The following is a 24791-nucleotide window of genomic DNA, read 5'->3' as shown; positions in this document are numbered from 1 at the left end:
CGCGCCCTTTGTCCATGTCCCTGATGCCAGGAATCACCTCACCGTTTGATCGAGCGTTGAATGGCCCTCGCCCGCCGCACCACCTTGCGTGCCGTGGAATTGTGCGGCAGGAATGCCAGCCGCTCCGGAATACCGCCGGGCAGGCCCAGTGAGGTCAGCCGCCGCTTCTTGAAGTACCGCCGGGTACGGGCGTTCAGGTTGCCCCGCAGGTACTCCTCGGCCGCCGGCCGCAGCTCGGGCAGGATCTTGGGCTGCATCGCGAACCCGACGGCCCGCACCAGCGCGGCGAGGGCGTCGGTGTCCAGCCCCGGACGCCCCTGAGCGACGTCGGCCGAGTCGGCGGGCTCGGGCAGCAGCGCGTCGACGATGGTGACCGGGACGCGGTTGCTGTTCTCGTACGGCGTCAGCCGGTCCAGCAGCGTCTCGGTACCGACCCGGGCGACCGGCAGCCCGTACAGCGCGGAGGCGGTCAGCAGGGCCGTGGAGAAGCAGCCCACGACCAGCGCCGGACGCATCCGCTGGTACAGCACCTCGGCGAGGACGGGTGTGTCCACCACGGTGAGGTCGGCGCCGAGCCGCTCCGCCTCCTGCTCCAGCACGCGGGTGAAGCGGGCCGGGGCCGTCGGGTGCGGTTTGAACACCACGCGGGTGTGCCCGAGACCGACCGCGCCGGTCAGCATGCTGACGTGCAGGTCCTCCTCCTCCTCGGGGGAGAGGATGCCCAGCGCCGACAGGTACTGGCCGAGCAGCACCGCGGGACGCTCCACGTCCGGCAGACCGGCGCCGGTGTCCGCCAGCTCGGTCAGCACCTTGGTGAACGCCTCGGTCGGCACGAGCTCCGCCCCGACGCCGAACTCGGTCAGCAGCAGCGGTGCGAGCCCCGGCACCAGGTCCAGGTGGAGCAGCCGTTCCACCCGCGTGCCGACCAGCGGGTCGAGCTTGTTGCGGGTGGGGCCGTAACTCATCAGGCCGTCGGCGTACACGGTGAGGGGCGCGTCGGTGAAGATCTGCGCCACGCCGAGCGCCGGGTGCACCTGGATCGACTCCACGGCGAGTGCCACGTCGTCGTCGCCGATCCCCCAGGCCAGCCGCAGATACCGCTCCCACATGGGCGCGTCATCGACCCGCGGGGACCAGCCGCCGGGGTGGAAGGGGAAGATCGCCTCGTTCCACGACACCACGTCGTCGAACCGCGTCCGCAGCTGGTCGAACCCCGGCATACCGTCCACGGAAGGCGTCGTCTCGGGTGTCGTCGCGTTGTTGGAGACCAGCAGTATCCGCCGGTCGGCCGCGTCGAAACAGCCGGTGTCGAGGGCGGCGGCGAGCGTGGCGGTGCCGTACAGCGTCGACGCCAGGAAGATCTGCGTGGTCACGCGGCCACCTCCGCGCCCGGCACCGCACGGCGGCGCAGCCGGCGCAGCCGCGTGGCGCGCTCGGCGTCCATCGAACCGAGCACCTCGTCGAGCGCGTCCTGCGGCATCCGCCGCAGCGCGGCGGCGCTCATCGCCTTCAGTTTGCGGGCCACGGCGGGTTCGAACCTTTCGATGGAACCGAGATGGTGGGAAATGATCGCGCAGTACGTGCGCACGGCCTTCGGCAGCAGGATCGCGGCGTCGGCGTCCTCGGCCGCCCCGGCGAGGACCTCGTCGAAGGCACGGATGAAGTCGAGCTGGCGGACGTCCCCGATCTGGGTGAGCGAGGACGCCACCCCGCGCCGGTAGAAGACGCCGAGCAGCCCGGTCACCGCGAAGGACTCCGCCTCCCGGTGCAGCTTCCAGATCCACGGCCGGTCCTCGGCCGTGCGCAGCCCGTCGGTGAAGCGCAGCAGACCGCGCTCCACCAGACGGCGGTGGTAGACACCGGCCCACGCGTAGGCGTAGTCGACGGAGGTGGAGCGGTGGGCGGGCAGTATCGCGTCGCGCGGTCGCAGCGGCACGTTGCGGCGGCCGTGCGGCACCCGGTGCACGACGCGGGCCCGAGCCGTGCACTGGACGTGGTCGGTGCGTACGAAGTCGCAGCCCAGCTCCTCGATCACGTCGACGAGCCGGTCGTAGTAACCCGGGGCCAGCCAGTCGTCACCGTCCAGGAAGGTGAGGTACTCGCCGCGCGCCCGGTCGATGCCGGTGTTGCGGGCGGTCGCCAGACCACCGTTGTGTTCGTGTCTGACCAGCACCGCCCCCGGCAGCTCGGACTCGGCCCGCGCGAGCAGGTCCGCTGTCCCGTCCGACGAGCAGTCGTCGACGAGAATGAATTCGAAGTCGTCCCGCGCGTTGGCGCGCAGACTCCGCAGGGTGTCGGGTGCGTATTGCCGCACGTTGTAGAACGGCACGATGACGGAGAGCTTGGGCACGTGAAAGACGTTAGGCGGCAGCCCGGCATCGGGCTTTACCTGAACCTTGACACGGAGTGAACGAGGCATGGCGAAGCCATGAAGCGCGCGCTGTTCCGGACGCCACGTGGCTCGATCCCCCATTCGGCGATGTGCTGTTCACCCTTTGTTGGATTCCGGTTGGGCGGTTCCTAGAAATGACTTCCTAGCGTCTACGACGTGCCAGCAAGTGCAACGAAGGCCCTGCGAGTCGCCGTCCTGGCGGACTCCGACACCCGGTGGAAATGGGGCGCGCTCACCGCGACCCGCATCTCACCCGAGAAGACGGAGATCCACCTCGACGGCTACCTCCTGCGCGGCCGAGCCACCCCCACCCCCCGCCAGCTGCGGGAGGTCGGCGTCACCGCGGACTCGCTCCGCGAGGTGACCGCCGTCGAGTTCCTGCGCGCGATGGGCGGGGCGGCGGGCGAGGAGTCCTACGACGTCCTCGTCCTCGCCCTGGTCGGCGGCGGCGTCCAGGCGATGCTGCACGGCCTGGGCCGGGTCTGGGAGGACCGCGCCGAGCGGCCCGTGGTCGTCACCGGCTACGTCGGCGTCGTCTACGAGAAGCTCGCCGACGGCCTGCTGCTGCGCCACGGCGCCGACCTCGTCCTCGCCAACTCCCGCCAGGACGCGGACCGTTTCCGAGCCGTGTACGAGGGTGTCGGCGCCGACGCCACCGCGGTGACCGAGGTAGCCCTGCCCTTCCTGGGCGGAGCCGCCTACGCGGGGGAACCCGACGCCGCGGACCGCCCCTACACGGTCGTCTTCGCCGCCCAGCCCTCCGTACCGGACAGCCGCAAGGACCGTACGTACCTCCTCGAACGGCTGATCCGGCACGCCCGCCGGCACCCCGAGCGCGAGGTGCTGCTCAAGCTGCGCTCCAAGCCCGGCGAACACACCACGCACATCGAGGAGCTGCCCTACCAGAAGCTGGTGCAGCGGGCCGACCCGCCGCCCAACTTCCGCCTCGTCTACGGGCACATGGGCGAGGTCCTCGACCGCACCGACCTGCTGGTCACCATCAGCTCCACCGCGGCCCTCGAATCCCTGCACCGCCGCGTGCCCACGGTCGTACTGACCGACCTGGGCGTGCGCGAGGCGCTCGGCAACCACCACTTCGTCGGCTCCGGCTGCCTCGCCTCCTGGGACCAGCTCGACGAGGGCCACCGCCCGGCGCCCGACCCCGAGTGGGTCGCCCGGCAGGGCGTGGCGGCGCACGGCGGTTACGAGACCGCCTTCGACGAGGCCCGGACGCGCATCGAGAGCCTGCTCGGCCGGCCCGGCGGCCGGCCCCCGCTCGCCCCGTACTACACACCGGTCACCGCCCCCGGCTACCTCCCCGGCATCCTCGCCCGCCACCACCTCGCCCCCGACGGCACCCCGCTCCCCGGCGCGCCCGCCGCCGACAAGGCACCCGGCCCGGTCCGGCAGGTCGTGCGCCGCGCGGCACGCGGCGCCTACCGGCACGGCGTCCAGCGCGTCGCCCCGGTGATCCGGCGCATGGGAGAGCTGTGAACGCCCCGGACCGTCTCCGTCTCCGCAGCCGTCTCCAAGGAGTACAGCCCATGTCCCAACCGCAAGCGGGCCGGGGCGCCGACGTGCGCCGCGTGCTCGCCGTGATCCCCGCGCGCGGCGGCTCCAAGGGCGTGCCCGCGAAGAACCTCGCCCCCGTCGGCGGCGTGCCCCTGGTGGCCCGCGCGGTGCGCGAGTGCCGGGCCACCCGGCTGGTGACGGACGTGGTCGTCTCCACGGACGACCAGTCCATCGCCACCGCGGCCCGGGAGGCCGGCGCCGAGGTCGTGCTGCGGCCCGCCGCCATCGCCGGGGACACGGCCACCTCCGAGGCGGCCGTACTGCACGCCATGGACACCCACGAGGCCCTGCACGGCGCGCCCGTCGACGTGGTGCTGCTCGTGCAGTGCACCAGCCCCTTCATCGTCCGCGAGGACATCGACGGCGTGGCCGGCGCGGTCGCCGAGAACGGCGCCGACACGGCGGTGACGGTGGCCCCGTTCCACGGCTTCGTATGGCGGGACGGCATCGACCGGAACACCGGTGAAGCGGAAGACGGCTTCGGTGAAACGGAGGGCGGCTTCGGCGTCAACCACGACAAGTCGTACCGCCCCCGCCGCCAGGACCGCCCCCAGGACCTCCTGGAGACCGGCGCCGCCTACGCCATGGCCGCGCCCGGCTTCCGCGAGCACCGGCACCGCTTCTTCGGCCGCACCGAACTGGTCCGCACCGACCCGGCCCGCGTCCTGGAGATCGACGACCCGCACGACCTGTCCCGCGCCCGCGCCCTGGCCCCCCTCTTCGACTCGGCACGCCCCGGCGCCCTCCCGACCGCCGCCGACATCGACGCGGTGGTCCTCGACTTCGACGGCACCCAGACCGACGACCGGGTGCTGATCGACTCCGACGGACGGGAGTTCGTCTCCGTGCACCGCGGCGACGGACTCGGCATCGCCGCGCTGCGCCGCAGCGGACTGACGATGCTGATCCTGTCCACGGAGGTGAACCCGGTCGTCGCCGCCCGCGCGCACAAGCTGGGGCTCCCCGTGCTGCACGGCATCGACCGCAAGGACCTCGCCCTCAAGCAGTGGTGCGAGGAGCAGGGCATCGCGCCCGAGCGCGTGCTCTACGTCGGCAACGACGTCAACGACCTCCCGTGCTTCGCCCTCGTCGGCTGGCCCGTGGCGGTCGCGAGCGCCCACGACGCCGTACGCGGCGCGGCCCGCGCGGTCACCACCGTCCCCGGCGGCGAGGGCGCGATCCGGGAGATCGCGAGCTGGCTCCTGGGCCCCTCGCTGGACCCCCTCGCCCCCACCGAACCCTCCACCACCCCCACCACCTCCACCACCCTCATCACCCCCACCACGCTCACCCAGTCCAAGTAAGGAAATCCCCGCCATGAGCACCAACTCCCGCATCCGCGCCTTCGGCTCCCGCGAGGCCGGCCCCGGCCGCCCCGTCTACATCACCGGCGAGATCGGCATCAACCACAACGGCGACCTCGAGAACGCCTTCAAGCTGATCGACGCCGCCGCCGAGGCCGGCTGCGACGCGGTCAAGTTCCAGAAGCGCACCCCCGAGATCTGCACCCCGCGCGACCAGTGGGACATCGAGCGCGACACCCCCTGGGGCCGGATGACGTACATCGACTACCGCCACCGCGTGGAGTTCGGCGAGGACGAGTACCGCCAGATCGACGACTACTGCAAGACCAAGAACATCGCCTGGTTCGCCTCCCCGTGGGACACCGAGGCCGTCGCCTTCCTGGAGAAGTTCGACGTCCCCGCCCACAAGGTCGCCTCCGCGTCCCTGACCGACGACGAGCTGCTGCGCGCCCTGCGCGCGACGGGCCGCACGGTCATCCTCTCCACAGGCATGTCGACCCCGAAGCAGATCCGCCACGCGGTCGAGGTCCTCGGCTCGGACAACATCCTCATGTGCCACGCCACGTCGACGTACCCGGCGCAGGCCGAGGAGCTCAACCTCCGCGTCATCAACACCCTCCAGCAGGAGTTCCCGAACGTCCCGATCGGCTACTCCGGCCACGAGACGGGCCTGCAGACCACCCTGGCCGCCGTCGCCCTCGGCGCCACCTTCGTCGAGCGCCACATCACCCTCGACCGCGCCATGTGGGGCTCGGACCAGGCCGCCTCCGTCGAGCCGCAGGGCCTGACCCGCCTGGTGCGCGACATCCGCACCATCGAGGCCTCCCTCGGTGACGGCGTCAAGAAGGTCTACGACTCCGAGCTCGGCCCGATGAAGAAGCTGCGCCGCGTCACCGGCGTCGTCGCCGAGGCGGAGATCGCCGCCGCCGCGGGCGAGCCGGTCACGGTCTGACCCCGCGGTCCGACACCCCCACCACGCCCTCACCACGGGACGGTCCTACGCCGATGAGCCCCCGCGCCGGGAATGCCGGCCCCCGCACTCTCGCCTTCGTCGAGAGCCCGGTACAACTGCTGAACGTGCTGGAGTGGGCGCACACCCGCGCACCCGGCGCGGAGCTCACCCTCGTGGTCCTCTCACCCGTCGACCCGATGACCCGCGGCCAGCTGCGCCGCATGTCCGAACTGGCCCGCAAGGAGGGTCACGAGGTCCGCTGGGAAGAGGCGCGGGGCGGTGCCACGGCCCCGTTCCGCACCGTGGGCGGCCTGACGACCGTCCTCCGCCGGGCGGAGCGGATCGTCATGGGCGACCCCTTCTCCCGCTACGTACAACTGCTCCTCACCATCACCCGCGCCCGTGACCTGGTCGTCGTCGACGACGGCACGGCCACGATGGAGTTCGTCACCCAGCTCGCCCGCGGCGAACGCCTGGTGCGCTGGCACCGCAAGGGCAGCCGCCCCGGCCCCCGCGACCTGCTCTTCGCCCCGGTCTCAGGGTCGGCGCGCCGGCGTCTCACCCCCTCCGGGGACCGCCGAGTCTCGGTCTTCTCCGCCATGCCCATCGAGGACACCCCGGACGGCGTGACCGTCACGGCGAACGACTTCGCCTGGACCCGGTCCCGCTTCGGCCCGCCCCGCATCACCAAGGGCGCCGACATGGTGGGTACGTCACTGGTGGAGACGGGCGTCGTCGACGCCGACCGCTACGTGGACGCCGTAAGCGGCCTGGCGCAGGCCCACGGCGCGGCCCGCTACTTCGCCCACCGCCGTGAGAGCGCCGAGAAGCTCCACCGGCTGGCCGTGGAAACGGGCCTGGAGATCGTCCGCCCCGACCTCCCCCTGGAACTGATCGCCCGCCGCGGCCCGATCGGCCGCACCGTTCTCAGCTTCCCGTCCACGGTCGTCCACACCCTCCCCCTGGCCCTGGCCGGCACGGAGGTCCGCGTCGCCGTCTGCGACATCGACCCGGCCTGGCTGACCCAGCACGCCTCACCGAGGGCACGGGGCTTCCTGAGCGGCGTGACGGGCTCGGCCCGGGGGGCGCACCGGCTGTCGGCGGTGGCGGGCGCCACGTAGTCCTCCCCGTGCCGCGGCCGGGCGGGGCGCCCGCCTCCGGGACGCCCGCCGCACAGGGCCGTGCCCAGCGCCGTCCAGGCCCTAGGAGCCGACCTCGTACTGGCCGACCTCGAGGAAGTGGCGCAGCCCTTCGGGGGTGTTGTCGTCCAGGGCCGCGCCCGCCGCCGCGCGCAGGGCGTCACTGCTGTCGGGGTCGGCGAGGATCCGGGTGATGGCGACGCGGTCGTCCTCGGCCTGGGCGAGGCGGTGTCCGGTCTCGAGCCAGGCGCGCATCTGTTCCGGGGTGCCGGTGTCGAGGAGTTCGTTGATCTCCTTGATCACGCGCCGTCCGCTGTCGGGGTCGCCCAGGAGCCGGACGATGGCGACCTGGTCGTCCTCGGCCTGGGCGAGGCGGTGTCCGGTCTCGAGCCAGGCGCGCATCTCCTCCACGGTGGCGCCGTCGAGGAGCTCGTTGGCCTCCCGGATCACGCGTCGGCCGCTGGCGGGGTCTGCGAGGGTCCTGGCGATGGCGACGCGCAGGTCGTCGGCGTCCATCTCGTCGTAGGGGGAGCCCGTGTCCACCGCCGCCGCGACGGACGGCGGTGTCGGGGTGGCGGCGAAGGAGGGGGTGGCGAGCAGCAGGGCCGGGGCCAGGGCGCCGGCGGCCACGGCGAGGGTCACGCGGGTCAGTCTCACAGAGTCAACCACCTTGAGTCGTCGTCATGTTGTGCGGGCACTGCTGAAGCATCATGCCGGGGAGAGGCAGGCCGGGCCACTGTAATGATCAGGCAGTCTTCACAGGTCCTTCATTGCTGGTGGCACGTCAGCGGCAGCGTCGGACCCGTCTGCGTGGACCCGTCTGCGCGGACCCGTGTGGCCGTGTCCGGGGCCCGGCCCGCCACGTCACTTCTCCTGGGTCCGGGCGAGCGTGACGCGCATGTCGCTGATCCGCCGGCCCGCCGGAGTCCGCACGGCGGCGCACGCCCTCCCGCGACGTCCGGCGGTCGGCCCGCGCGTGGGGCGATCGTCGCGTGGTACCCGTACCCCAAGGACGGGTGCCGTCGGGTGGTGAGGGCCGCTCCCGGTGGATCTCTCAGGATCGGCTCGGTCGAAAAAGCGGGCGAGTGTACCCAAGCCAGTCGACAGCTATGCGTAGGGCGGCCCAGTTTTCTTCCCCTAACGGGCTGAATTTTTGTTGATCGTGGGTCCACCGGTCGCTCGGGCGCCCTACGCTGCAAAGGGTGAAAGCGTTGATGTCCCCAGAGTCCGAGGCCGACACTTCCGGTGAAACCGCGCTGCCCGGCGCCCTGCCCGAGGCGCTGCGTGCGGAGCTCGTGGCCTTCCGCCGCGATCTGCACATGCATCCCGAACTGGGCAACCAGGAGTTCCGCACCACCGCCGCGATCAAGGAACGGCTCGAGCGGGCCGGCCTCAAGCCGCGTGTGCTTCCCGTAGGAACCGGGCTCGTCTGCGACATCGGAACCGGCACCGACTCCGGACAGTGGGCCGGCGGGCCGCGCATGCTCGCCCTGCGGGCCGACATCGACGCCCTGCCCATCCCGGACACCAAGAGCGAGTGCCCGTACCGCTCGCGTGTACCGGACCGCGCCCACGCCTGCGGACACGACGTGCACACCACCGTCGTCCTCGGCACCGGGCTGGTGCTCGCCGCCCTGCACGAGCAGGGCCTGCTGCCCCGGCCGGTGCGGCTGGTCTTCCAGCCGGCGGAGGAGGTGCTGCCCGGCGGCGCGGCCGACGCCATCGAGGGCGGCGCGCTCGACGGGGTGCGCCGCATCCTGGCCGTGCACTGCGACCCCCGGGTGGACGCCGGGCGGATCGGCCTGCGGGTGGGCCCCATCACCTCCGCCTGCGACCGGCTGGAGGTCGCCCTCAACGGCCCCGGCGGCCACACCGCCCGTCCGCACCTCACCACCGACCTGGTCACCGCCGCCGCCCGCGTGGTCACCGACGTGCCCTCGCTCGTCGCCCGCCGCGTGGACAGCCGCAGCGGACTCGCCCTGACCTGGGGGCGCGTAGAGTCCGGCCACGCCCCGAACGTCATCCCGCAGCACGCCGAACTCGCCGGCACCGTCCGCTGCCTCGATCTCGACGCCTGGCGGCAGGCGCCCGACCTCGTGGTCGGCGCCATCGACGAGATCGCCAACCTGTACCGGGCCAAGTCCGAGATCACCTACGTCCGCGGGGTGCCCCCCGTCGTCAACGAGGTCACCAGCACCGAACTGCTCCAGGCCGCCATGGTCGCCCGGCGCGGCACCGAGTCCGTGGAGAGCACCGAGCAGAGCCTCGGCGGCGAGGACTTCTCCTGGTACCTGGAGCACGTGCCCGGCGCCATGGCCCGCCTCGGCGTCCGCCCGCCCGGCGAGCGCACGGTCCGCGACCTGCACCAGGGAGACTTCGACGTGGACGAGCGCGCCATCACCGTCGGCGTGGAGATGTTCACCGCGGCGGCGCTGATCGAAGCGGTGCATTGAAGTGCTCTCCCGGCTGAAGCCGGGAGATTCCTGCTTACCTTGCGGTAGCGGGCTTGACGCGCTTTGCGCGCCTGACGACTGCCCTTCCGGCAGCCGGGATGAGCGCGAGGCCCATCCGGTACAGGTGCAGGACGTTGCGGGCCGCGTTGTGGTCGGCGTTGCCCGACCAGCCGCAGTCCGGGCTCTTGCACACGAAGACGGCCTGGGACTCCCGGCTGCCGGGCGTGGTGAGACCGCACGCCGAGCAGCGCTGGGAGGTGCCGGGGGCGGGGACCTTGTGCAGGGTGCCGCCGTGCTGGGCGGTCTTGTACGTCAGCAGGGTGACCGTGCGGCCCCATGCCTCCTGGCTGATGGAGCGGTTCAGCCCGGACTTCTGGGCGACGTTCTTCCCCGGCGCCTCGGTGGTTCCCCTGGCGGATTTGACCATGTTCGTGATGGTGAGTGCTTCGACCACGATCGTGCCGTAGGCGCGGGCGATGGTGGTGGTCGTCTTGTGCTGCCAGTCCAGGGCCCTGCGCTTGGCTTTCGCGCGGAGCTCTGCGATCCGGTCGTAGGTGCGGCGCAGCCGGCGGCTGGTGCGCTCGCCGGGTCTGCGGTGTCGTTTACGCTGGGCGGCGCGCTGCTCCAGGTGCAGGAGCCGCGTCTTCTCCTTGTCGGTCAGCCACTCGTCGTGCTCATAGGTTTCACCGTCGGAGAGGGCGAGGGGCACGTTGATCCCGACGTCGATGCCGACTTCGGGGCCGGTGTGGGGTTCGGGTCTGGTTTCGAGGGTCTGGACGCGGAAGGCGAGGTGCCATCCGAGGGTGTCTTTGACCAGCCGGGCTCCGGTGATCCGGTTGCCGTCGCCGGCGTGTTTGCCGACCGGGAGGTCCTTGGTCCAGCGGAAGCGGACCCGGCCGATCCTGGGGATGTTGGCCATGCCCCAGCGTCGGTGCACACGGCTGATGTTCAGGTCCCGGCCCTGCGGAACGTCCACGGACATCACCGAACGGAGGCGGCTCTTGAAGTCCGGAGCGTTCGCCCGCCCGTCCCAGCAGTTCTTCCACGCCCGGAAGTAGGTCTTGAGTACCGCTTGCGCGGCCTGGGCGGGGAGGGCGGCGAGGAAGTCGATGTCCTTGCGGGCCTGTCGGATCGCGGCGTCCGCGTTCGCGAGTGTCCGTTTCTCTTTCGGCGTCATCTGCCACCACGCGTGCAGCAGGTTCCACATCGTGCGGGCGGCGTGTGCCTGGTCGTCCGTCTTCAGTACCTCGGCAGGCGACAGTGCGAGCCGGGCACGGTGCCCGAACTGTCGTGTGACCAAGGTGTCTTGTTTCACGAGCGTGAGATTAGCATTGGTTTATGTCACCACGCTGGGAACCGAATCCGGATGTCAGAACCGGTCGCCATGTTGTCTACCACTTGCACGTTCACTTGGTCTTTGTCACCAAGTACCGGCGGAACGCGTTCACCGACGCCATGCTGACCCGCACCGAAGAGATCATGCGGGAGGTCTGCACCGACTTCGAGGCCGAGCTGAAACAGTTCAACGGCGAACAGGACCACGTCCACCTGCTCGTGCATTACCCGCCCAAGGTGCAGCTCTCCAAGCTGGTCAACTCCCTCAAGGGCGTCAGCTCCCGCAGACTCCGCCAGGAATACGACAGCCACGTCCGCCGGTACCTGTGGGGCGGACACTTCTGGTCCGGCTCCTACTTCGCCGGATCATGCGGCGGAGCACCGCTCACCGTCGTCCGCCAGTACATCGAGAGCCAGCAACGACCCACCTGACCGTCACCACAAAGGCGCAGAGAACTCCAGCGCTTCGCGCCTCCGCACCAAGGATGCGCCTCACCTCCGCCCTGAAGGACGGAGCACTGCGCAAGATCAGAGGTAGACGCGCCGCGGTGGCCCCGCGGTGAGAGACCGGTCCGCCCAACCGTCGAGGTCGCGGCCCCGGCGGGCCGGCGGCACTCCGACGCACAAGCGCACGGAGTCCCCGGCACGCCCCGAACACCCGCTGCGCCGACCAGCGGCACGAATGGGTAACGGCCCCGCGAAACCCCGTTCCCAGGAGTTTCTACGCGCGTTAATCTGCGCCGAACCGAGCGCCCGCTGCGGGGCTTTGGAGAATGGGGAGCTTCAGATGCGTCGGATATCGAGACTGACCCGCGCCGCGGTGGGGGTCGCGTCGCTCGCGCTCGCCGCCACGGCCTGCGGCGGCACCAGCAGCGAGAGCGACAGCGGCGACGAGGGCACCAAGGACGACAAGGGCCTCGCCATCGCCTACGACATCGGCGGCAAGGGCGACCAGTCCTTCAACGACGCCGCGTACGCGGGCCTGGAGCAGGCGAAGAAGGAGTACGGCTACAAGACCGCCGACATCGAGCCCACCGAGGGCGAGACCAACGCCGACAAGGAGCAGCGGCTGTCCTCGCTGGCGAAGCAGGGCTACGACCCGGTCATCGGCGTCGGGTTCGCCTACGCCCCGGCGATGAAGGCCGTCGCCGAGAAGTACCCGGACACCACCTTCGGCATCGTGGACTCCGTGGTCGACGCCAAGAACGTCGCCTCCCTGGTCTTCGCCGAGAACGAGGCCTCCTACCTCGCCGGTGTCGCCGCCGCCAAGGCCACCAAGACCAGGACGGTCGGCTTCGTGGGCGGTGTGGACATCCCGCTGATCCACAAGTTCGAGGCCGGCTACGAGCAGGGCGTCAAGGACACCGACCCCAAGGTCAAGGTGGTCTCGCAGTACCTGACGCAGACCGCGGAGGACGGCGGCTTCTCCAGCCCGGACAAGGGCCGCGCCGCCGCCGAGGGCCAGATCGAGAAGAAGGCCGACGTCGTCTACCAGGCGGCCGGTCTCTCCGGCCAGGGCGTGATCGAGGCCGCCGCGAAGGCGAAGGTCTGGGCGATCGGCGTCGACTCCGACCAGTACAAGCAGGAAGCGCTCGCGGCGTACAAGGACCACATCCTGACCTCCGCCCTCAAGGACATCGACGGCGCGGTGTTCGCCCTGGCCAAGTCGGTCGAGGACGGCAAGCCGCTGACCGGCACCCACACCTTCGACCTCAAGTCCGACGGCGTGGGCCTGTCCGACAGCAACCCGAAGTACGCCGAGGTCCCGAATCTGACGGACGCCGTGGCCAAGGCCAAGGAGGGCATCATCACCGGCGCCATCAAGGTGAAGACGGAGTAGCACCACGCCTCGCACGGAACACGTGCGGAACCAGATGAAGCGGGCGGGCGCCCGGATGTGCCCGCCCGCTTCGGCATGCCGCGCCCGGATGTGCCCGCCCGCTTCGGCATGCCGCGCCCGGGCGGCCCGGGCGTCACCCTCCGCCACCCTGCGTTCGCGTCCGGCAAGCCCCGCGCCCCGTTCACCGCGGCTTGCTCACGGGCGGATAACAAGAAGGACAGAAGGGGTTTTCAGGCAGGTCTACGCGCGTTAATCTGCGGCGAAGCCAGCGCCGTAGCCGAACCGTCCGGCGCTTTGTACGACAGGAGCACCAGACATGCGCCGGATTTCCCGGATCACGGTCGCAGGCGCAGCGACCGCCTCCCTGGCCCTCGCCCTCGCCGCCTGCGGTGGCACCTCGACCTCCTCCAGCTCGTCGGAGTCCAAGGGCGACAAGGGCCTCGCCATCGCCTACGACGTCGGCGGCAAGGGCGACCAGTCCTTCAACGACGCCGCGTACGCGGGCCTGGAGCAGGCGAAGAAGGAGTTCGGCTACGAGACGGCCGACGTCGAGCCCACCGACGGCGAGACCGACGCCGACAAGGAGCAGCGCCTCGTCTCCCTGGCCAAGCAGGGCCACAACCCGGTCATCGGCGTCGGCTACGCGTACGCCGCCGCGCTGAAGAGCGCCGCCGAGAAGTACCCGGACACCACCTTCGGCATCGTGGACGACGCCACGATCGAGGCGAAGAACGTGGCCGACCTCGTCTTCAACGAGGAGCAGGCCTCCTACCTCGCCGGTGTCGCCGCCGCCAAGAGCACCAAGACCAAGACGGTCGGCTTCGTGGGCGGTGTGGACATCCCGCTGATCCACAAGTTCCAGGCCGGCTACGAGCAGGGCGTCAAGGACACCGACCCCAAGGTCAAGGTGATCTCGCAGTACCTGACGCAGACCGCGGAGGACGGCGGCTTCTCCAGCCCCGACAAGGGCAAGACCGCCGCCGAGGGCCAGATCGAGAAGAAGGCCGACGTCGTCTTCGCGGCGGCCGGTCTCTCCGGTCAGGGCGTGATCGAGGCCGCGGCCGCCAACAAGGTCTGGGCGATCGGTGTCGACTCCGACCAGTACAAGCAGGACGCCCTCGCGAAGTACAAGGACTACATCCTGACTTCGGCCACGAAGGACGTCGCCAAGGCGGTGTACAACCTCGCGAAGTCGGTCGAGGACGGCAAGCCCGAGACCGGTATCGTTCGGGGCGATCTGAAGTCCGGCGAGGTCGGCCTTTCGGACTCCAACCCGAAGTTCGCGGACAACGCCGAGCTCCAGGCAGCGATCAAGACGGCCAAGGAGAAGATCGTCAGCGGCGAGATCAAGGTCAAGAGCAGCTGAGCGGCTTCACCAGCACAGGTAACACCAGCAGTATCACCAGTACGAGTAACACCAGCAGTATCAGCAACACCTCGAACCGCGTGTAACCGCGCCGGTTGCACCCGCCCGGCGGGGTACGGGGAGGAAGCCTCCGGGCCCCCTCCCCGTACCCCGTCGTGTGTCGACGTGCCGCCGCCGCTTTAGATGCCGTAGGGGCGCTACGCGCGTAGACGGCCCCCGTCCCCAGGAGAGTGCGCCATCAACGCGTCCAGCAGCCCTCCGGCCGGAGCGGCGGTCAACGAATCGGTGACCGCCGTCGAACTCGCCGGGATCACCAAGCGTTTCCCCGGTGTCGTGGCCAACCACGACATCCACCTGACCGTCCACAAGGGCACCGTCCACGCCCTCGTCGGCGAGAACGGCGCCGGCAAGTCGACCCTGATGAAGATCCTCTACGGCATGCAGAAGCCGGACGAGGGCACCATCGCGATCGACGGCGAGCAGGTCGCCTTCTCGTCGCCCGCCGACGCCATCGTCCGCGGCATCGGCATGGTCCACCAGCACTTCATGCTCGCCGACAACCTCACGGTCCTCGAGAACGTGGTCCTCGGCAGCGAGAAGCTGTACGGCATCGGCGCCAAGGCCCGCCGGAAGATCAACGAGATCTCCGAGCGGTACGGCCTCGGCGTGCGCCCCGACGTCCTCGTCGAGGAACTCGGTGTCGCCGCCCGTCAGCGCGTGGAGATCCTCAAGGTCCTCTACCGCGGCGCCCGCACGCTGATCCTCGACGAGCCGACCGCCGTCCTGGTCCCGCAGGAGGTCGACGCCCTCTTCGACAACCTGCGCGAGCTCAAGGCCGAGGGCCTGTCCGTCATCTTCATCTCGCACAAGCTGGGCGAGGTCCTCTCCGTCGCCGACGAGATCACCGTCATCCGGCGCGGTACGACGGTCGGTACCGCCGTTCCCGCCGAGACGACGCCGCGCCAGCTCGCCGAACTGATGGTCGGCAGCGAGCTGCCCACCCCGCAGACCGCCGAGTCCACGGTCACCGACCGCCCGGTCCTCACCGTCGACACGCTGCGCCTCGCGGCCCCCGGCGGCAAGGCACTGCTGGACGACATCTCCTTCACCATCCACGCCGGCGAGGTGCTGGGCATCGCCGGCGTCGAGGGCAACGGCCAGACCGAACTGGTCGACGCCCTCATCGGCCTGCGGCACGCCGACTCCGGCACTATCCGCTTCCTCGACGAGGACATCACCGCGCTGCCCACCCGCAAGCGCCGCGAGCAGGGCGTCGGCTACATCCCCGAGGACCGCCACCGCCACGGCCTGCTCCTGGAGTCCCCCCTCTGGGAGAACCGCATCCTCGGCCACGTCACCGAGAAGCCCAACAGCAAGGGCGTCTGGCTGGACCCCAAGGGCTCCCAGGAGGACACCCGCCGCATCGTCGAGACGTACGACGTCCGCACCCCCGGCATCGACGTCACCGCCGCCTCGCTCTCCGGCGGCAACCAGCAGAAGCTGATCGTCGGCCGCGAGATGAGCCACAAGCCGCGCTTCCTCATCGCCGCCCACCCCACCCGCGGTGTGGACGTCGGCGCGCAGGCCGCCATCTGGGACCACATCCGCGAGGCACGCCGCGAGGGACTCGCCGTCCTGCTGATCTCCGCCGACCTGGACGAGCTGATCGGCCTGTCCGACACCCTGAGGGTGATCTACGACGGCAGGCTGGTCGCGGACGCCGACCCGGCCACCATCACCCCCGAGGAGCTGGGCTCGGCGATGACCGGTGCCGCCTCCGGACACCTCGAACACGAAGAGAACCCCGAGACCCCGGCCGACACGTCCAAGTCGTCCGAGGCTCCGGAAGACGAGGCCCGCTGATGAAGAAGTTCGACAAGGAGCGCGTGCTCCTCGCGGTGGCCGGCCCGGTCATCGCGCTCGCCGTGGCCTTCGCGCTCAGCGCGATCGTCCTGATCGCCTCGGGCAAGAACCCGGTCGAACCGTTCGCCCTGATGTTCGAGCAGGCCGGATTCTCCGACATCCAGGTGCTGATCATCAACCAGGCGTCGATGTACTACATCGCGGCCCTCGCGGTGGCCATCGGCTTCCGGATGAACCTGTTCAACATCGGCGTCGACGGCCAGTACCAGCTGGCCGCCATGACGGCCGCGATCGTCGGCGCCCACGCCAGCCTCCCGGCCGCCCTCCAGATCCCGCTCCTCCTGCTGACCGCCGTCCTCACCGGCGCCTTCTGGTCCGGCATCGCCGGCGTACTCAAGATCACCCGCGGCGTCAGCGAAGTCGTCGCGACGATCATGCTCAACTCCATCGCCACCGCCGTCATCGGCTACCTGTGGCTGCCGGACGTCTTCGGCGTCAAGATCGGCAACAACAACACCACCGGCGAGATGCACGAGTCCGGCTGGATCCCCGGCATCGACATGGGCGCGGCCGGCGAGATCTACGGCCTGGTGATCCTCGCCGTCCTCCTCGGCATCGGCTACTGGGTCGTCCTCAACCGCACCCGCTTCGGCTTCGACCTGCGCGCCTCCGGCGCCTCCGAGTCCGCCGCCGCGGCCAGCGGCGTCAACCCCAAGCGCATGGTGCTCACCGCGATGCTGCTCTCCGGCGGCCTCGCCGGACTCGCGGGCCTGCCGATCCTGCTCGGCGACACCCACACCTACAGCCTCAACTTCCCCACCGGCATCGGCTTCCTCGGCATCGGCATCGCCCTGCTCGGCCGCAACAGCCCGGTCGGCATCGCCTTCGCCGCCCTGCTGTGGGCCTGGCTCGACAAGGCCTCGCCCGAGCTGGACTTCCACGGCTACGACAAGGAGATCGCGGTCATCATGCAGGGCCTGATCGTCCTCTCCGTCGTCGTCTCCTACGAGGCCGTCCGCGAGTGGGGCCTGCGCCGCCAGCAGCGCCGCGTCGGCGCGGAGCTGGCCGCCGGTCACGTCCTCGGCGCCACCGACAACACCAAGAAGGAGGTGGCTGGCCGATGACCGCCCCGACCTCTGCGACCGACGTCAACCAGCCCTCGCTGCAGCCCGCGGCGCCGACCGGCCGCCGGATCTCGCTGCCCGTCCTGCTGCTGATCATCGCCGGTGCCCTGGCACTGACCTCCATCGTCCGCATCGTCACCGGCGCCAACGGCATCACCAACGTCAGCCAGATGTCCACCGCGCTCCAGCTCGCCGTGCCGATCGGCCTCGCCGGTCTCGGCGGCCTGTGGGCCGAGCGCGCGGGCGTCGTCAACATCGGCCTCGAGGGCATGCTGATCCTCGGCACCTGGTTCGGTGCCTGGGCCGGCTTCCAGTGGGGGCCGTGGACCGGCGTCCTGATGGGCATCGTCGGCGGCGCGCTCGGCGGCCTGCTGCACGCCATCGTCACGATCACCTTCAACGTCAACCACATCGTCTCCGGCGTGGCCATCAACATCCTCGCCCTCGGCGCCACCCGCTACCTCGCCCCGCTCGCCTTCGAGGGCCACCAGGGCGGCTCGGCCAAGCAGTCCCCGCCGGTCGACTCGCTGGGCCACTTCACGGTGCCAGGGCTCTCCGACGCCCTGGAGAGCCTCAACGACCAGCACTGGTTCTTCGTCTCGGACATCGCCGGCCTGCTCGGCGGCCTGGTCACCGACGTCTCCTGGCTCACCCTGATCGCCGTCGCCCTGATCCCCGCCAGCTGGTACATCCTGTGGCGCACCCCGTTCGGCCTCCGCCTGCGCTCCTGCGGCGAGAACCCGATCGCGGCCGAGTCCCTCGGCGTCAACGTCTACAAGTACAAGTACCTCGCCGTGATCATCTCCGGCGGCCTGGCCGGCCTCGGCGGCGTCTTCCTCTCCATCGTGGCCAACCCCTTCTACCTGGAGGGCCAGACCAGCGGCCGCGGCTACATCGGCCTCGCCGCGATGATCTTCGGCAACTGGATGCCGGGCGGCCTCGCCATCGGCGCCGGCCTCTTCGGCTACACCGACAGCCTCAACCTGCGCGGCGGCTCCGCCAACGTGCACGCCCTGCTGCTGCTCGGCGCGCTGCTGCTGGTCGCCGGTGCCATCTGGCTCGCGGTCCGCAAGAAGTACGTCAAGGCCGCGATCACCGTGGTGATCGGCGCCCTGGTCTTCGCCTGGTACGCCACCACCGACGACGTCCCCAACCAGGTCGTCTCCGCCACGCCGTACGTCATCACCCTCGTCGTCCTCGCACTGTCCGCACAGCGCCTGCGGATGCCGAAGGCGAACGGCATGCAGTACCGGAAGGGACAGGGCAAATGACCGACGTCGACTGGGGCGCGCTGCGCACGGCGGCCCGCGAGGCCATGGCCCACGCCTACGCCCCGTACTCCGGGTACGCCGTCGGCGCCGCCGCCCTGGTCGACGACGGCCGCACCGTCACCGGCTGCAACGTCGAGAACGCCAGCTACGGCATCGGCCTGTGCGCCGAGTGCGGGCTCGTCTCCCAGCTCCAGCTCACCGGCGGCGGCCGGCTGACGCACTTCGCCTGCGTCGACGGCCACGGCGAGACCCTCGTCCCGTGCGGCCGCTGCCGACAGCTGCTGTACGAGTTCGGCGGCCCTGAGATGCTGCTGGAGACCCCGGCGGGGATCGTCCCCCTGTCGGAGATGCTCCCGCAGGCCTTCGGCCCCGACCACCTCACCAAGTAGCTCCCGCAATCCCGTAATCCCGTTAGGAAGAGCCAGCCATGGCCATGGACGTCATCTCCGTCATCCGCACCAAGCGTGACCGCGGCGAACTCAGTGCCGAGCAGATCGACTGGGTCATCGACGCGTACACGCGCGGCGCGGTGGCCGACGAGCAGATGTCGTCGCTCGCGATGGCGATCCTGCTCAACGGCATGAACCGCGGCGAGATCGCCCGCTGGACCGCCGCGATGATCGCCTCCGGCGAGCGCATGGACTTCTCGTCCCTGTCCCGTCCGACCGCCGACAAGCACTCCACGGGCGGCGTCGGCGACAAGATCACCCTGCCGCTCGCCCCGCTGGTCGCGGCCTGCGGCGCGGCCGTCCCGCAGCTCTCCGGCCGCGGCCTCGGCCACACCGGCGGCACCCTGGACAAGCTGGAGTCCATCCCCGGCTGGCGCGCGCTCCTGTCCAACGAGGAGATGCTGAACGTCCTGGACGGCGTCGGCGCGGTGATCTGCGCGGCCGGCGACGGCCTCGCCCCCGCCGACAAGAAGCTGTACGCCCTGCGCGACGTGACCGGCACGGTCGAGGCGATCCCGCTCATCGCCTCCTCCATCATGTCCAAGAAGATCGCGGAGGGCACCGGCTCCCTGGTCCTGGACGTGAAGGTGGGCTCGGGCGCCTTCATGAAGACCCTGGAGGACGCCCGCGAGCTGGCCTCCACCATGGTCGGCCTCGGCACCGACCACGGCGTGAGGACGGTCGCCCTGCTGACCGACATGGCCACCCCCCTCGGCCTCACGGCGGGCAACGCCCTGGAGGTCCGCGAGTCGGTCGAGGTCCTGGCCGGCGGCGGGCCCTCCGACGTCGTCGAGCTGACCCTCGCCCTGGCCCGCGAGATGCTCGACGCGGCGGGCCTGAAGGACGCCGACCCGGCGAAGGCGCTGGCCGACGGTTCCGCGATGGACGTCTGGCGCCGCATGATCGCGGCCCAGGGCGGCGACCCGGACGCGGCCCTGCCCACGTCGAAGGAACAGCACGTGATCAAGGCGGGCGCCTCCGGCGTCCTGACCCGCCTCGACGCCTACGACATCGGCGTCGCCGCCTGGCGCCTGGGCGCGGGCCGCGCCCGCAAGGAGGACCCGGTGCAGGCCGCGGCGGGCGTCGAACTCCACGCCAAGCCCGGCGACACGGTGGTGGAGGGCCAGCCCCTCCTGACCCTCCACACCGACACCCCGGACCGCTTCGAGTACGCGCTCGCGGCGGTGGAGGGCTCGTACGACGTCGCCCCGTCCGGCACGGCCTTCACCGCCTCGCCGGTGGTGCGGGAGCGTATCGCCTGACCAGGGGTTTCCTCGATCGGGTGAACGGGACCGGTGGACCTCCACCGGTCCCGTTCGGCATGCTGGACTCGGTGACGCACCGATTGGAGACACCGCCATGAGCGCACTCAGTGCCGAGCCGACCCCCGGAGGGGCGGGCTGGGAGGAGGTCGTCCGTGTCCTGGAGGAGACGGACGCTCCGGAGGGCAGCAAGGTGGAGATCATCGAAGGGATCGTCACCGTGGCGCCTCCGCCGTCCGAAGCACACAACGACACCGCCGAGCTGCTTCAACTCAGTCTCTACACCGCCGTCCCAGAGGGGTGCGGCATCTACCAGACTCTGGGTCTGCTGGTGCCGGAGACGGCGGGGGTCTTCCAGCCCGACCTGTGCGTAGTGCCCAGGGTGGCGTTGCGACAGGGCAGGAGAGTGCATGCGAGTGAGGCGGAGCTGGTGGTGGAGGTCACCTCTCGCAGCAACGCCAACCATGACCGGATCAAGAAGGTCAGGGGCTACGCCCGCGCCGGTGTCCCCCTCTACCTGCTGCTGGATCCCTGGCACAGCGGATGCCCGACGGCCACGCTTTACGGAGTGCCCGAGGACGGCACCTATCGCGTCCTGGCATCGGTGGAATACGGCGAGAAGCTGACGTTGCCGACCCCCTTCGACCTGGAGGTCGACACCGGGGTCTTCCCGACAAGCTGAGCCGCCGTCACCCCAAAACCGCCGCCACCCCCACCAGCACCGGCACCGAAACCACCGTCGACACCAGGATCGCGTCCCGCGCCAGCCGCTCGCCCACCCCGTACGTCGACGCGTACGTGTACAGGTTCTGTGCCGCGGGCAGTGCCGACGTCACCACCACGTCCAGCAGTTGCGCGCCCCGCAGTCCGAACACCCCGGACGCCAGCGCCCAGGCCACCGCGGGCTGGCCCACCGTCTTCAACGCCACCGCGAGCAGCACGGGCCGCCGTTCCACGCCTCGCATGGGCATCGTGGAGCCGCACAGGGAGATACCGAAGGCCAGCAGGACCGCCGGGACCGACATGTTGCCGATCAGGGTCACCGGGTCCATGACCGCGTCGGGTATCCGCAGACCGCTCGCGGCGACCGCGACCCCGGCGAGTGAGCCCAGCGCTATCGGATTGCGCAGCGGTGTCAGAAGCATCCGCCACAGCGGGCCCCTGCCGCCCCCTCCCGACAGGTCCAGGAGCGTCACCGCCACCGGCGTCACCAGCACCAGCTGGAACAGCAGCACCGGCGCCACCAGCGCGGCGTCGCCCAGGACGTACACGGCGATCGGGATGCCGAGGTTGCCGGAGTTGACGTAGCCGGAGCACAGGGCGCCGATCGTCGTGCGGCCCACGCCCCAGCCCCGTACGACACCCACCGCGACGAAGACCCCGGCCACGGCGGCCGTGGACAGTGCCGTGACCAGGAGCCGGCTGGAGAAGACCACCGACAGGTCGGCCGTCGCCAGCGTGGTGAACAGCAGGGCCGGCGAGGCCACGTGGAAGGCGAGCTTGGTCAGTACCTCGCGTCCCTGGGGGCCGAGGTGGCCCCGCAGCCCCAGCACATAGCCGACGGCGATGACGACCGCGATGACCGCGAAGCCGGTCAGCACCCCCTGCACGGCACCTCCCCGCCGAGCGGACGGACCTGGGACGGCATGGCGCGGGGAGGGGATACGTGGGGCATGCAACAGACTCTCCGGGGGTACGCCCGCGCACGTCAATGTGATCTCTGCCGACGGGCACCGATGAGTTCCCGGCCCGCCCCGGGTCTACCGCACGTGGACGCCGTGACACCCGCCGTACTCGTGCTGCCGGGGCCTGTCTCCCGAGGGGAGACACCCCGGCTCTGCGACGAGGTGCGCGCGCTGATGGAAAGCACCCGGGCCGGGGTGGTCGTCTGCGACGTCGGCGGGCTGGGACCGCCGGGGCTCGCCGTCGTCGACCTGCTGGCCCGCCTGGAGCTCACCGCCCGGCGGGAGGGGGGCCGGATCCGGCTGCGCGACCCCGACCCCGCCCTGCACGCCCTACTGGACCTCGTCGGCCTCCGCTTCGAGACGGAGCGGCAGGTCGAACAGCGGGAACCACCGCTTGGTGTCCAGGAAGCAGTGGAACCCGGTGATGCGGCCGTCTGAGATCTCCAGCACCTGGACCGCCCAGGGCGCGAAGCCGCCCGCCTCCTCGTCCGGCTTGTAGTGGGCGAAGGCCGGCAGCCCGTTGGCCTCGACCGGCACCAGCCGCGAGTTCGCGCACGCCGCGCCGAGCGTCGTCATGAAACCGGTGATGTCCGCCGAACCGGACAGCCACAGGTCGAACGGCGGCATCGTCATGATGGCGTCCTCGTGGAGCAGCGCCGTCAACGCCGTCATGTCATAGCCCTCGAAGGCGGCGACATAGCGCTCCAGGAGCTTCAGCTGCTCCTCGTCCAGCGGGTCGGACACCGCCGCGCCGTCGCCCGCCTCCTCCCGCTCGGAGAGGGTCGCGCGGGCGCGCTGCAGGGCGCTGTTGACGGAGGCGACCGTCGTGCCGAGCAGCTCGGCGACCTCGCTCGCCTTCCACGCCAGCACCTCGCGCAGGATCAGCACCGCCCGCTGCTTGGGCGGCAGCTGCTGGAGGGCGGCCATGAAGGCGAGCCGCACCGACTCCTTGGCGATCGCGGCCTCGGCCGGGTCGGCGGTCGACGGCAGTACGCGGGCGTCGGGCATCGGCTCCAGCCAGGTGTTGTCCGGGCGAGGGGACAGGGCGGCTTGGGCGAGCGGCGTCGAGTCCGTCAGGTCCATCGGGCGGGCCCGCTTGTTGCCCGCGGTGAGCATGTCCAGGCAGACGTTGGTCGCGATGCGGTAGAGCCAGGAGCGGAGACTGGAGCGGCCCTCGAACTTGTCGTAGCTCCGCCAGGCGCGGACCAGGGTGTCCTGGACCGCGTCCTCGGCCTCGAAGGAGGAGCCGAGCATCCGGTAGCAGTACCCCGTCAGCTCGACCCGGTGCTTCTCCAGCGCGGATTCCAGCTCCGTGGTCACGGTGCCGTTGGTCATCGTCCACCCACCCCTGTGGCGTACCGTCGTGCGCGTCTTCGCGCCTCGCACTTCGGAAGCTACCGCAGAGGACTGACAATGGCCTGTGCAGTCAAGAAAGGCGCAGGTCAGCGGGGTAGGCTCAAGGCCCGCACCGGCCTGTCCGGGGCCTGCCGGCGCGCCGCGAGGGAGCCGAGGACCGTGATCGCCACGACGCCCGCCACCGCCAGCAGCCCGACCCCGACCGTCCCGGCCCAGCCGCCGGAGTGGAAGGCCACCGCGCCCACCGTGCTGCCCGCGCTGGAGCCGACGTAGTAGGCGGACTGGTACAGGGCCGAGGCCTGGGCGCGGCCGTGCTGGGCGGTCTTGCCGACCGCCGAGGACGCCACCGCGTGCCCGGCGAAGAAACCCGCCGTGATCAGCACCAGGCCCAGCAGGACCAGCGGCAGGGACGGGGCGAGGGACAGCAGCAGGCCCGCCGCCGTCGTACCGCCGCCCAGGTACAGCGCCCCGCGGCGGCCGAGACGCCCCACCAGACGGCCCGCCGTCGACGCCGAGACCGTGCCGACCAGGTAGACCAGGAAGATCGAGCCGATGAGACCCTGCGGCAGGGAGAAGGGCGCCTGGGCCAGGCGGTAGCCGATCACCGTGTAGACGCCGCCGAACACCGTCATGAACAGGGCGCCGATCGCGTACAGGCGGCGCAGCAGCGGGTTGGCGAGGTGGTCGCGGACCGTGCGGACCAGGACGCGGGGGCGCAGCGAGCCCGGCGTGAAGTGCTTCGGCGCCGGCAGCAGCATCCGGAAGGCCACCGCGCACGCCACCGCGACGAGGCCGATCACGCCGACGGCGATCCGCCAGCCCCACTCCTGGGCCACCCAGCCGGTGATGACCCGGCCGCTCATCCCGCCGACGCTGTTGCCCGCCACGAACAGGCCGATCGCGGTGACCAGCGCACGCGGCCGCACCTCCTCCGCGAGGTACGCCGTCGCCGAGGCCGGCAGACCGGCCAGCGCCGCGCCCTGTACGGCGCGCAGCGCGACGAGCGCCGGCAGCGAGGGGGCGAAGGGGACCAGCAGCCCGACGGTCACCGCGACCGCCAGCGACGCCGTCATGACCGTACGGCGTCCGAAGCGCTCCGAGAGCGCGCTCATCGGCAGCACGAACACCGCGAGGCCACCGGTCGCGGCGGCCACCGTCCAGCTCGCGTCGCTCGCGCTGACGCCCATGTCGCCCGAGATGAGCGGCAGCAGGGCCTGGGTGGAGTAGAGGAGCGCGAAGGTGGCGACGCCCGCCAGGAACAGGGCGAGGCTCATCCGGCGGTAGCCGGGCCCGCCGGGGGCCATACGCGAGTCGGGGGTGTCAGGAGCGCCGGGTGCGCCGGGGACGTCGGTGGCGGAGACGGATGCAGCGGCGTCCAGGGTGGTGGACGCCCCGGTATCGGCGGGAGTCATGCAGCGACGGTACGAA

The 24791-nt window shown here is 71.0% G+C and carries 22 protein-coding genes; 15 read left to right on the top strand and 7 right to left on the bottom strand.

Going from position 1 to position 24791, the window contains the following annotated elements; translation table 11 throughout:
- Window positions 1-38: 38 nt before the first annotated feature.
- Both QC283_RS05515 and QC283_RS05510 read right to left on the bottom strand, forming a co-directional pair.
- Window positions 39-1373, bottom strand: a complete 1335-nt coding sequence (locus tag QC283_RS05515; RefSeq protein ID WP_279560206.1) for a polysialyltransferase family glycosyltransferase — start codon at window positions 1371-1373, stop codon at window positions 39-41.
- Window positions 1370-2350: a glycosyltransferase family 2 protein gene (locus QC283_RS05510; protein WP_279560205.1), complete on the bottom strand. Its 981-nt coding sequence runs from the start codon at window positions 2348-2350 to the stop codon at window positions 1370-1372. Before QC283_RS05510 ends, QC283_RS05515 begins: the two co-directional genes overlap by 4 nt.
- 198 nt (window positions 2351-2548) lie before the next feature.
- Here QC283_RS05510 and QC283_RS05505 point away from each other — a divergent pair, with 198 nt between their 5' ends.
- Genes QC283_RS05505 through QC283_RS05490 form a run of 4 tightly spaced genes read left to right on the top strand, consistent with a single transcriptional unit; the run spans window position 2549 to window position 7341 of the window.
- The gene (locus tag QC283_RS05505) at window positions 2549-3886 is read left to right on the top strand and encodes a DUF6716 putative glycosyltransferase (protein WP_279560204.1); all 1338 of its coding nucleotides are present in this window, start codon (window positions 2549-2551) and stop codon (window positions 3884-3886) included.
- Window positions 3887-3936: 50 nt separating this feature from the next.
- Window positions 3937-5268, top strand: coding sequence for an N-acylneuraminate cytidylyltransferase (locus tag QC283_RS05500; RefSeq protein WP_279560203.1), 1332 nt, complete (start codon window positions 3937-3939; stop codon window positions 5266-5268).
- A 13-nt stretch (window positions 5269-5281) separates the two neighbouring features.
- On the top strand, window positions 5282-6220 hold the full coding sequence (locus QC283_RS05495) for an N-acetylneuraminate synthase family protein (protein ID WP_279560202.1): 939 nt from the start codon (window positions 5282-5284) through the stop codon (window positions 6218-6220).
- 53 nt (window positions 6221-6273) lie between these two features.
- Window positions 6274-7341, top strand: a complete 1068-nt coding sequence (locus tag QC283_RS05490) for a hypothetical protein (RefSeq protein ID WP_279560201.1) — start codon at window positions 6274-6276, stop codon at window positions 7339-7341.
- An 81-nt stretch (window positions 7342-7422) separates the two neighbouring features.
- On the opposite strand, the gene QC283_RS05485 is transcribed toward QC283_RS05490, so the two are convergent.
- Window positions 7423-8016, bottom strand: a complete 594-nt coding sequence (locus QC283_RS05485) for a hypothetical protein (RefSeq protein ID WP_279560200.1) — start codon at window positions 8014-8016, stop codon at window positions 7423-7425.
- Window positions 8017-8573: 557 nt separating this feature from the next.
- Here QC283_RS05485 and QC283_RS05480 point away from each other — a divergent pair.
- Window positions 8574-9812, top strand: coding sequence for a M20 family metallopeptidase (locus QC283_RS05480; protein ID WP_279560199.1), 1239 nt, complete (start codon window positions 8574-8576; stop codon window positions 9810-9812).
- A 34-nt stretch (window positions 9813-9846) separates the two neighbouring features.
- Here the strand turns inward: QC283_RS05480 and QC283_RS05475 are convergent, their stop codons facing one another.
- Window positions 9847-11127, bottom strand: coding sequence for an RNA-guided endonuclease InsQ/TnpB family protein (locus QC283_RS05475; RefSeq protein WP_279560198.1), 1281 nt, complete (start codon window positions 11125-11127; stop codon window positions 9847-9849).
- Window positions 11128-11150: 23 nt separating this feature from the next.
- On the opposite strand from QC283_RS05475, the gene tnpA reads away from it, so the two are divergent.
- The 9 genes from tnpA to QC283_RS05430 all read left to right on the top strand — a co-directional run bounded on the left by tnpA (window position 11151) and on the right by QC283_RS05430 (window position 21004).
- Entirely contained in the window at window positions 11151-11579 is a 429-nt protein-coding gene (tnpA, locus tag QC283_RS05470; protein WP_279560197.1) for an IS200/IS605 family transposase, read from the top strand.
- Window positions 11580-11934: 355 nt separating this feature from the next.
- Window positions 11935-12987: a BMP family lipoprotein gene (locus tag QC283_RS05465; protein WP_279560196.1), complete on the top strand. Its 1053-nt coding sequence runs from the start codon at window positions 11935-11937 to the stop codon at window positions 12985-12987.
- A gap of 316 nt (window positions 12988-13303) precedes the next feature.
- Window positions 13304-14353, top strand: coding sequence for a BMP family lipoprotein (locus tag QC283_RS05460; RefSeq protein ID WP_279560195.1), 1050 nt, complete (start codon window positions 13304-13306; stop codon window positions 14351-14353).
- 285 nt (window positions 14354-14638) lie between these two features.
- On the top strand, window positions 14639-16216 hold the full coding sequence (locus QC283_RS05455) for an ABC transporter ATP-binding protein (RefSeq protein ID WP_279560194.1): 1578 nt from the start codon (window positions 14639-14641) through the stop codon (window positions 16214-16216).
- Window positions 16216-17340 carry an ABC transporter permease gene (locus QC283_RS05450; RefSeq protein WP_279560193.1) on the top strand — a complete coding sequence of 375 codons (1125 nt, stop codon included), beginning with the start codon at window positions 16216-16218 and terminating at the stop codon, window positions 17338-17340. Before QC283_RS05455 ends, QC283_RS05450 begins: the two co-directional genes overlap by 1 nt.
- A complete protein-coding gene (locus tag QC283_RS05445; protein ID WP_279560192.1) occupies window positions 17337-18611 on the top strand; it encodes an ABC transporter permease in 1275 nt (424 codons plus the stop codon). The genes QC283_RS05450 and QC283_RS05445 overlap by 4 nt, the downstream gene beginning before the upstream one ends.
- Window positions 18608-19000 (top strand): cytidine deaminase, encoded by a 393-nt coding sequence (locus QC283_RS05440; protein ID WP_279560191.1) that lies wholly within the window; start codon window positions 18608-18610, stop codon window positions 18998-19000. The genes QC283_RS05445 and QC283_RS05440 overlap by 4 nt, the downstream gene beginning before the upstream one ends.
- 44 nt (window positions 19001-19044) lie before the next feature.
- Window positions 19045-20322, top strand: coding sequence for a thymidine phosphorylase (locus tag QC283_RS05435; RefSeq protein ID WP_279560396.1), 1278 nt, complete (start codon window positions 19045-19047; stop codon window positions 20320-20322).
- A 97-nt stretch (window positions 20323-20419) separates the two neighbouring features.
- Entirely contained in the window at window positions 20420-21004 is a 585-nt protein-coding gene (locus QC283_RS05430; RefSeq protein WP_279560190.1) for a Uma2 family endonuclease, read from the top strand.
- Between the two features lie 7 nt (window positions 21005-21011).
- Here QC283_RS05430 and QC283_RS05425 read toward each other — a convergent pair whose 3' ends face one another.
- Window positions 21012-21932, bottom strand: a complete 921-nt coding sequence (locus QC283_RS05425) for an AEC family transporter (protein WP_279560189.1) — start codon at window positions 21930-21932, stop codon at window positions 21012-21014.
- Between the two features lie 126 nt (window positions 21933-22058).
- Between QC283_RS05425 and QC283_RS05420 the strand changes: the two genes are divergently transcribed.
- Complete coding sequence (locus QC283_RS05420; RefSeq protein WP_279560188.1) at window positions 22059-22445, top strand: STAS domain-containing protein; 387 nt, start codon at window positions 22059-22061, stop codon at window positions 22443-22445.
- On the opposite strand, the gene QC283_RS05415 is transcribed toward QC283_RS05420, so the two are convergent.
- Entirely contained in the window at window positions 22338-23342 is a 1005-nt protein-coding gene (locus QC283_RS05415; RefSeq protein WP_279560187.1) for a sigma-70 family RNA polymerase sigma factor, read from the bottom strand. The two genes, QC283_RS05420 and QC283_RS05415, sit on opposite strands and share 108 nt — an antisense overlap.
- Before the next feature lie 107 nt (window positions 23343-23449).
- On the bottom strand, window positions 23450-24775 hold the full coding sequence (locus QC283_RS05410) for an MFS transporter (protein ID WP_279560186.1): 1326 nt from the start codon (window positions 24773-24775) through the stop codon (window positions 23450-23452).
- Between the last annotated feature and the right edge of the window lie 16 nt (window positions 24776-24791).

It is taken from the genome of Streptomyces sp. DH41, assembly GCF_029813785.1.
Taxonomy (GTDB): Bacteria; Actinomycetota; Actinomycetes; order Streptomycetales; family Streptomycetaceae; genus Streptomyces.
This window is presented reverse-complemented; position numbering and strand designations above follow the sequence as displayed.